Annotated in this window: 8 protein-coding genes; all 8 read right to left on the bottom strand. The window is 31.5% G+C overall.

Annotated features, from left to right (window positions below):
• Positions 1 to 2 precede the first annotated feature (2 nt).
• A complete protein-coding gene (locus tag RMO53_RS04125) occupies positions 3 to 839 on the bottom strand; it encodes a glycosyltransferase family A protein (RefSeq protein WP_310378310.1) in 837 nt (278 codons plus the stop codon).
• Between the two features lies 1 nt (position 840).
• Entirely contained in the window at positions 841 to 1,557 is a 717-nt protein-coding gene (locus tag RMO53_RS04130) for a class I SAM-dependent methyltransferase (RefSeq protein WP_310378312.1), read from the bottom strand.
• On the bottom strand, positions 1,554 to 2,321 hold the full coding sequence (locus RMO53_RS04135) for a class I SAM-dependent methyltransferase (RefSeq protein ID WP_310378313.1): 768 nt from the start codon (positions 2,319 to 2,321) through the stop codon (positions 1,554 to 1,556). The genes RMO53_RS04130 and RMO53_RS04135 overlap by 4 nt, the downstream gene beginning before the upstream one ends.
• 4 nt (positions 2,322 to 2,325) lie before the next feature.
• Positions 2,326 to 2,925 (bottom strand): TylF/MycF/NovP-related O-methyltransferase, encoded by a 600-nt coding sequence (locus RMO53_RS04140; protein WP_310378314.1) that lies wholly within the window; start codon positions 2,923 to 2,925, stop codon positions 2,326 to 2,328.
• 78 nt (positions 2,926 to 3,003) lie between these two features.
• Positions 3,004 to 4,266, bottom strand: a complete 1,263-nt coding sequence (locus tag RMO53_RS04145; RefSeq protein WP_310378316.1) for an ABC transporter ATP-binding protein — start codon at positions 4,264 to 4,266, stop codon at positions 3,004 to 3,006.
• Positions 4,267 to 4,539: 273 nt separating this feature from the next.
• A complete protein-coding gene (locus RMO53_RS04150; RefSeq protein WP_310378318.1) occupies positions 4,540 to 4,845 on the bottom strand; it encodes a nucleotidyltransferase domain-containing protein in 306 nt (101 codons plus the stop codon).
• A complete protein-coding gene (locus RMO53_RS04155) occupies positions 4,835 to 5,263 on the bottom strand; it encodes an HI0074 family nucleotidyltransferase substrate-binding subunit (RefSeq protein ID WP_310378319.1) in 429 nt (142 codons plus the stop codon). The genes RMO53_RS04150 and RMO53_RS04155 overlap by 11 nt, the downstream gene beginning before the upstream one ends.
• 308 nt (positions 5,264 to 5,571) lie before the next feature.
• Positions 5,572 to 6,243, bottom strand: a 672-nt coding sequence (locus RMO53_RS04160; protein WP_310378322.1) for a glycosyltransferase family A protein, incomplete at its 5' end; no start/stop codon positions are given.

Raw genomic sequence — 6,243 nt, forward strand, 5'->3', positions numbered from 1 at the left:
TACTATTTTTTTATTTTATATATCCCAAATATAGAGAATTTAAAAAAAGTACTACAAAATAAATCGATTACAAATTTTTCGCTTTTAAGAGTTTTCAAATGTTCTAATTCTATTTTCTGATTTTTCAAATAAAGCGTTCTAAAATGGTTTTGATATTGGGTGCAATACTTTTTAAAAATATAATTATTATTCATCTCATGCATTTCACTCGTAAAGGATCTTATCATGGAATTCTTTGAAACATAATACTTAAAAGTAATCGCATTTAAATGATGAAACTTCACATTTAAACTTCCTAAAGCAATCCAAAATTCCCAATCTTCATGACCTTGATACGGCATGTTTTCATCATAACCACCTACTTCTTTCCAAAACTTCTTCTTGTAAATTGCACAAGCATCAATATAATTATGAACCAACATTTTCTCAAATTTATAATCATCCACTACCCAAAGTCCCTTTCTTTCCCCAAAATATTCAGCATTGCCATAAACAACTCCAATTTTTAGATTTTTTTCAAAAACGAGAATTGCATCTTGGATGAAATCTTTCATCAATAAATTATCAGAGTCCAATGGCAAAATATAAATACCATTTGACCTGATTATTGCGTAGTTTCTAGTTTTACCCAAACCTTCATTTTGCTTGGCATAATAGTTGAATCTGTTGTCTTTTTTGACCCAACTTAAAGCAATTTCCTCTGTTGTGTCCGTTGAACCATCATTGACTATGATTGCTTCCCAGTCTTGAAAATCCTGACAAATTACTGACTCTAAAGTCGCATCTAAAGTCGCTTCAGAATTGTAACAAGGAATGATTATGGATATAATTGGGTTCATGTTATTTTTTTCTTGCTACGACAACATAATTCATTGTGTTTATCGGATTGAAATCTTTTTTGTCTAAATACCTGAAAATTCTATTTACAAGTATGTGTATTCTCAATTTTCGAAATAAATATTTCAATCCTTTAACTACTATATTCACATTAGGATTTCTAAATTCAAAGGTGTGATTTATAACTTGTCCAAGAGTTGCCCATGCACCACCATTTGGAGTAATTTCGCATATTTCAAAACCTGCTTTTTCTAAAATATATTTGAAACCGTGTTTTGTAAATCTAAAAAAATCATACGGTTCTTCATGTAAGTTCCAATACATCGGACCAGATAAAACGAAATACCCATCTGGTTTTAATAATCGATACGCTTCATTTACCATTCCTTGATGATCTTCTACATGTTCAATAACTTGAGTAGAAAAAACGGTGTCAAAACTTTCATTTTCTAACGGAATGTTATTTGCTTTACATAATAAATCCACTTGATTTGCGCTCGATTGTACAATATCACAACCAATATATTCTGTAATTTTACTCTCAAACCAATCTCCATAAGGTTTATTGCCGCAACCAATATCTAATAATTTGCCTTTTGCATATTTTTGAATAGCCGTGTTTAATTCTCGATGAAAATACAAGTAAACCAAATAATTTGTGTTTGAAATATCAATTTTTTCAACATTCGTTAATCGGGCAAGATTATCTGCTCTTTTCATTTAAGTTTCGATTTTACCTTTTTTAAATAATATTTTAAAAGCTGAATAGGATTATTTAAAACCTGCTCTAATTGTGCGACTTTTTTTTCTAATCCATAAACTTTATTACACTTGTATTCAAATAAAAACGGGTGAACATAGGAGTTTTTAAAAGGATTCTTTTCTTTTGTTAGTAAGTCGTATTTCACATTACTCCTTTCGGATTCTCTGATAAAAATCAAAATATTTTGTCTGTACCACCAGCTAGTTTTGTCATTATTCCAAATTTCATGTCTTAAAAAATCAATACACTGAAATCCATTTTGAGCAAAAAGAGCAACCCAATACTCATTATATTGTTCGTTATAATGCAATGTGCCTTCTTGACCAGGAATTGCAGCAGAGAACAATACAATATCACTATGCAAACACATAGAATCTATATATGTTTGGGCATTTTCTGGTAAAATATGTTCTGCAACTTCTAATGAAATCACCAAATCAAATTTCTTTTCTAAATTATAGGCTAAATTTAAATTATAGGGTTTAAACTTATTTGCGTCTATAACTAAATCTTGAATTTGAACATAATTACCATCGATTCCAAAAACTTCACATTGGTTTTCTTCAAAAATTTTTAACCAAGTTCCTAGACCGCAACCAACATCTAAAACTGTATTTGCTTTAAAATAGGATAAAAATAATGGCACTATTTGCCTGGCAGAATTTATTGAGTTTTTAAAATGAAAATCGTGAAAATTGTCATTATAATCTTTCGGCGTCATAATTTTATAGTTTTCTACCTTGTTTTGTGTTTACAATATGACAAACACCATTTTTTGTTTGTGATATTCGAAGAGGCAAATTATTTTTAGATAAATAATCATGAACAGCTCTGGAACAGCCATCCCAAGCGTAATAATCATCAATTATTATTAATCCATTTTCTGCAACCAATGGGTATAAATTCTGTAAACAAATCATAGTAGAATCATACCAATCTCCATCTAATCTCAAAATTGCAATTGGTTCAGATATTTTAGTATTAGGTATCGATATATCAAACCAACCTCTAACAATATTGTGATTTTTTGAGTTCGCTAACTTCATCGCTTTTTCAGCAAACAAAATTTCTGCTTTGCAATTATCTAATCCTACACCGTTATTTGTTTCTTGCCAAATCTTTGCAGCTTTACCGTCATTTTCTTTTACATCTGGTAACCCTTCAAAGCTATCAAATAGAAAACATTTTCTTTTTAGTTTTGCATAATCATATATACCTGCAATCATTCCCCCTCTCCAAACTCCACATTCTACAATACATCCATCTATTACATTAACACTATCACATAGTAAAAGATTGTCCACATATACTGATTCTGGAATCATAGTGTAATCTTTATACTTATTGTATATAATTTTGGCTTTATTTTTTTTAAAAAAAATCTTCATAATTTCAGTTTAATCTTATTCTAAAGTAATCCATTTGCCTTCGTCAATATATTGACAAACATTATTTTGCCAACCCCATTCTGGTTCTATTTGGTTAATCATTTCTACTTCAAAACTACAACAATCAAATTCCTGAAATTTTTCTCTCGTTTTGGAGTTTGCCAAATGCATTTTTAGATAATAATTTCCTTTATAAAGACGCAAATTATCAAACTCATAACTCAATTTATTAACCTCTTTTTTTCTACAAATAGATATATTGTTATCAAAAATATACGCAAATATAATCGCTTTATTTAAGTTGTTAATTATTTGAAAAGAGAGAGAGATATTCTCGTAATTTTCATCTAGCATATTTATTTCAAAATTAATTTTGAAGGGTTTACCATTTGCCTGTAAAGTTCCCCTTTCTGATGTTACAATTTCTACCTTTGTTATGGATGGCTTATCCACCAACTCATTTTGAACAAAAATACTCTCATTTTGTTGCATAGAAGAATAAATAGAAATAGCTTTATTTGTTTCCTCAATTGCTAAAATACTGCCATTACTTAAAACAATAGTTCTTGTTGCGAGAGTGCTTATTGCACTCAAATCATGACTCACAAACAAAACCGTTCGTCCGCCATTTCTAGAAATATCCTGCATCTTGCCAATGGCTTTTTTCTGGAACTCGGCATCGCCTACGGCCAAAACCTCGTCTATCACCAAAATCTCTGGTTCGAGAAATGCGGCAACTGCAAAAGCCAATCGTACCGTCATCCCGCTGCTGTAGCGTTTTACGGGTGTGTCGATGTAGCGCTCACAACCCGAGAAGTCAATGATTTCGTCAATCTTCGAGGCAATTTCTTTTTTGGTCATTCCCAGTATGGCGCCGTTCAAAAAGATGTTTTCGCGTCCGCTCATTTCACCATTAAATCCCGTGCCTACTTCGAGCAAAGAAGCAATGCGTCCTCGAGATTTTATGCTTCCTGTGGTTGGTGCAGTAACCTTAGATAATATTTTGAGAAGCGTAGATTTTCCTGCTCCGTTTTTGCCTATAATGCCTAGAACTTCACCGCGTTCTACCTCAAAATTAATGTCTTGCAATGCCCAAACATAGTCGCTTTCGCCTTTGGTACTGCGGTCATTGGTATCGCCAATTCTTAAATACGGGTTTTCTTTACCACGAACCTGATGCCACCAGCGGTTCAGGTCGTGGGTCAACGTGCCTGTTCCTACTTGTCCGAGACGGTATTGTTTAGAGATGTTTTCGGCTTTGAGGATGATGTCTTTCAAGGGAGGTTATGAGTTGTGGGTTATGGGTTAATCGTTTAAACAGTTAACCAATTAATACTTTTTGCGCTAAAGCACAAAGTTATTTTATTTTTTCTTATATGAAACTTTTATGCCTTATATGGTGAATTATTTTTACCATATAAGGCATTTAAGGAATTATAAGGTTTAGGCTTTGAGGATGATGTCTTTCAATGAAGGAAGTTAGAGGTTCTGGGTATTGGGTGTTGATTTGAACAATGTATAGGTTACCTGTTTTACTTAAGAAAGTATTTTTTAGTTTTTAAAAATTACTTGATGCTGCTTTTTAATTTCTGCAATATAATTGCTTGGCATAGCATCCCATTCAAATACTTGAACAAATATTGGAATATTACTTTGTTTTAGATTTTCTTTGAATAACTCGATGTAAGCTTTAATTTCTATAGTTTTAGACTTGTTTACTACTACTAAATCTAGGTCACTTCCTTCACTAGCTGTTTCTTTTACCCTACTACCAAAAGCCCAAATTTCCACGGGCATCTTAAACGATTGATTCGCTATTTGTAAAACTCTTTCTTTATCGGTATCTCTAATTTGCATTATTATAATTTTCTATACACAGCATTATTTTTTTTGCATCAACTATAAACACATCGAGTATTTCTATTATGTTTTGGGCAAAACTTTGTCCATATTCATGAGCGGTTTGATTTCGTTTATCTCTATAAACAAGCCAATTTTCAGCATCCTCAATATTTAAAACTCCAAATTGGCAGGCTTTTCTGAACACATCTTTAAAATACAGCTTATCTATTTCTATGCTAGAAACCACATAACTTTTTAATATTTTTTTTATTATTTTGGCACTTTGCTCCAAAATAATTTCAAATTCTTTAATACAAGCCGAACGATAAATGTCTCTTTCAACAGAGTTTTCTGGGGATTCATTATAAAATTCGAAAGCTTTTTCTAAAGCATTTATACATTTTTGCAAAAAAGCACCATCTAATTGATTCATTTTTTTACTCTTTGTTATTCAATGTTAGTAGGAAACCTTTTAATCAGTATGCGTAACTACCCTTTTTATGTTTTATCCAAAGATATTATAATTTTGATAAATAAAATATATAATTTTTTCAAATCTAAAAAGCTGACGAGCACAGATTTTTATTTTATTTATTAAATGAACTTAAATACCTTAAAGAGTTTAAACTTTTAAAGCTCTGTATGGCATTGGTTAATTGTTAAACCAGTCATTTGTCAGATTTAAGGAAGCTATTTCGATTATTCTAAATTTTTGCATTATGCTTTTCTAACAATTTTGCATTACTTAAATAAATTCAATACAAACCATTTTATATTTCGCACTGGCTTCAAAATCGCAGCTCCTATTTTGTAATCCATCGTATTGGCGTATTTATTATTTTCGGCATTTTCTTTATTACAAATTGATAAATAGCGATCAACGAAAACTTCGTAATGTTCCAAATAGATTGTCTTATTTTTGATAAAAATATATTTCTTATTTTCATTTTCCTTCTGATTCATTTCTTTTCGTCTGGAAACCTGATGTTGTCTGTAAAAAAAGAGTACTTCTTCAATAACATGCACTTTCCAACCTAAAGCGCATACTCGCAGGTAAAACTCCCAATCTTCGTATCCGTTTCTTGGATTGGTGTCATAACCGCCCACTTGCTCCCAACATTCTTTTCGGAATAACGATGAACCCATATTGACCCCATTATAAAACAAAAAATCGGTACCTGATTTCGCTGTTGATTTAAATACTTGCAATTGTTTATCGCCTACAAAATACCTGCCCCAACTGCTTACGATACCCAATTCATCATTGGCTAACAAAACCGTTGTTGCTTTTTCTAGAAAGGTTGCCTCGTATTTATCATCGGCATCAAGTGTGAGTATATAGGCTGCTTTAGCTTTCTCGATTCCAAGATTCCTAGCACTGCTTACGCCACCATTTTCTTTGTGTAAATAAAT

The sequence above is a fragment of the Flavobacterium sp. genome (assembly GCF_031409475.1).
Classification (GTDB): Bacteria; Bacteroidota; Bacteroidia; order Flavobacteriales; family Flavobacteriaceae; genus Flavobacterium.

What these genes read in the sequence shown, in the direction of transcription:
- RMO53_RS04135 (WP_310378313.1), bottom strand. Translation starts at nt 2,321, where the DNA reads ATGACGCCGAAAGATTATAATGACAATTTTCACGATTTTCATTTTAAA.
- RMO53_RS04130 (WP_310378312.1), bottom strand. Translation starts at nt 1,557, where the DNA reads ATGAAAAGAGCAGATAATCTTGCCCGATTAACGAATGTTGAAAAAATT.
- RMO53_RS04140 (WP_310378314.1), bottom strand. Translation starts at nt 2,925, where the DNA reads ATGATTCCAGAATCAGTATATGTGGACAATCTTTTACTATGTGATAGT.
- RMO53_RS04155 (WP_310378319.1), bottom strand. Translation starts at nt 5,263, where the DNA reads ATGAATCAATTAGATGGTGCTTTTTTGCAAAAATGTATAAATGCTTTA.
- RMO53_RS04125 (WP_310378310.1), bottom strand. Translation starts at nt 839, where the DNA reads ATGAACCCAATTATATCCATAATCATTCCTTGTTACAATTCTGAAGCG.
- RMO53_RS04150 (WP_310378318.1), bottom strand. Translation starts at nt 4,845, where the DNA reads ATGCAAATTAGAGATACCGATAAAGAAAGAGTTTTACAAATAGCGAAT.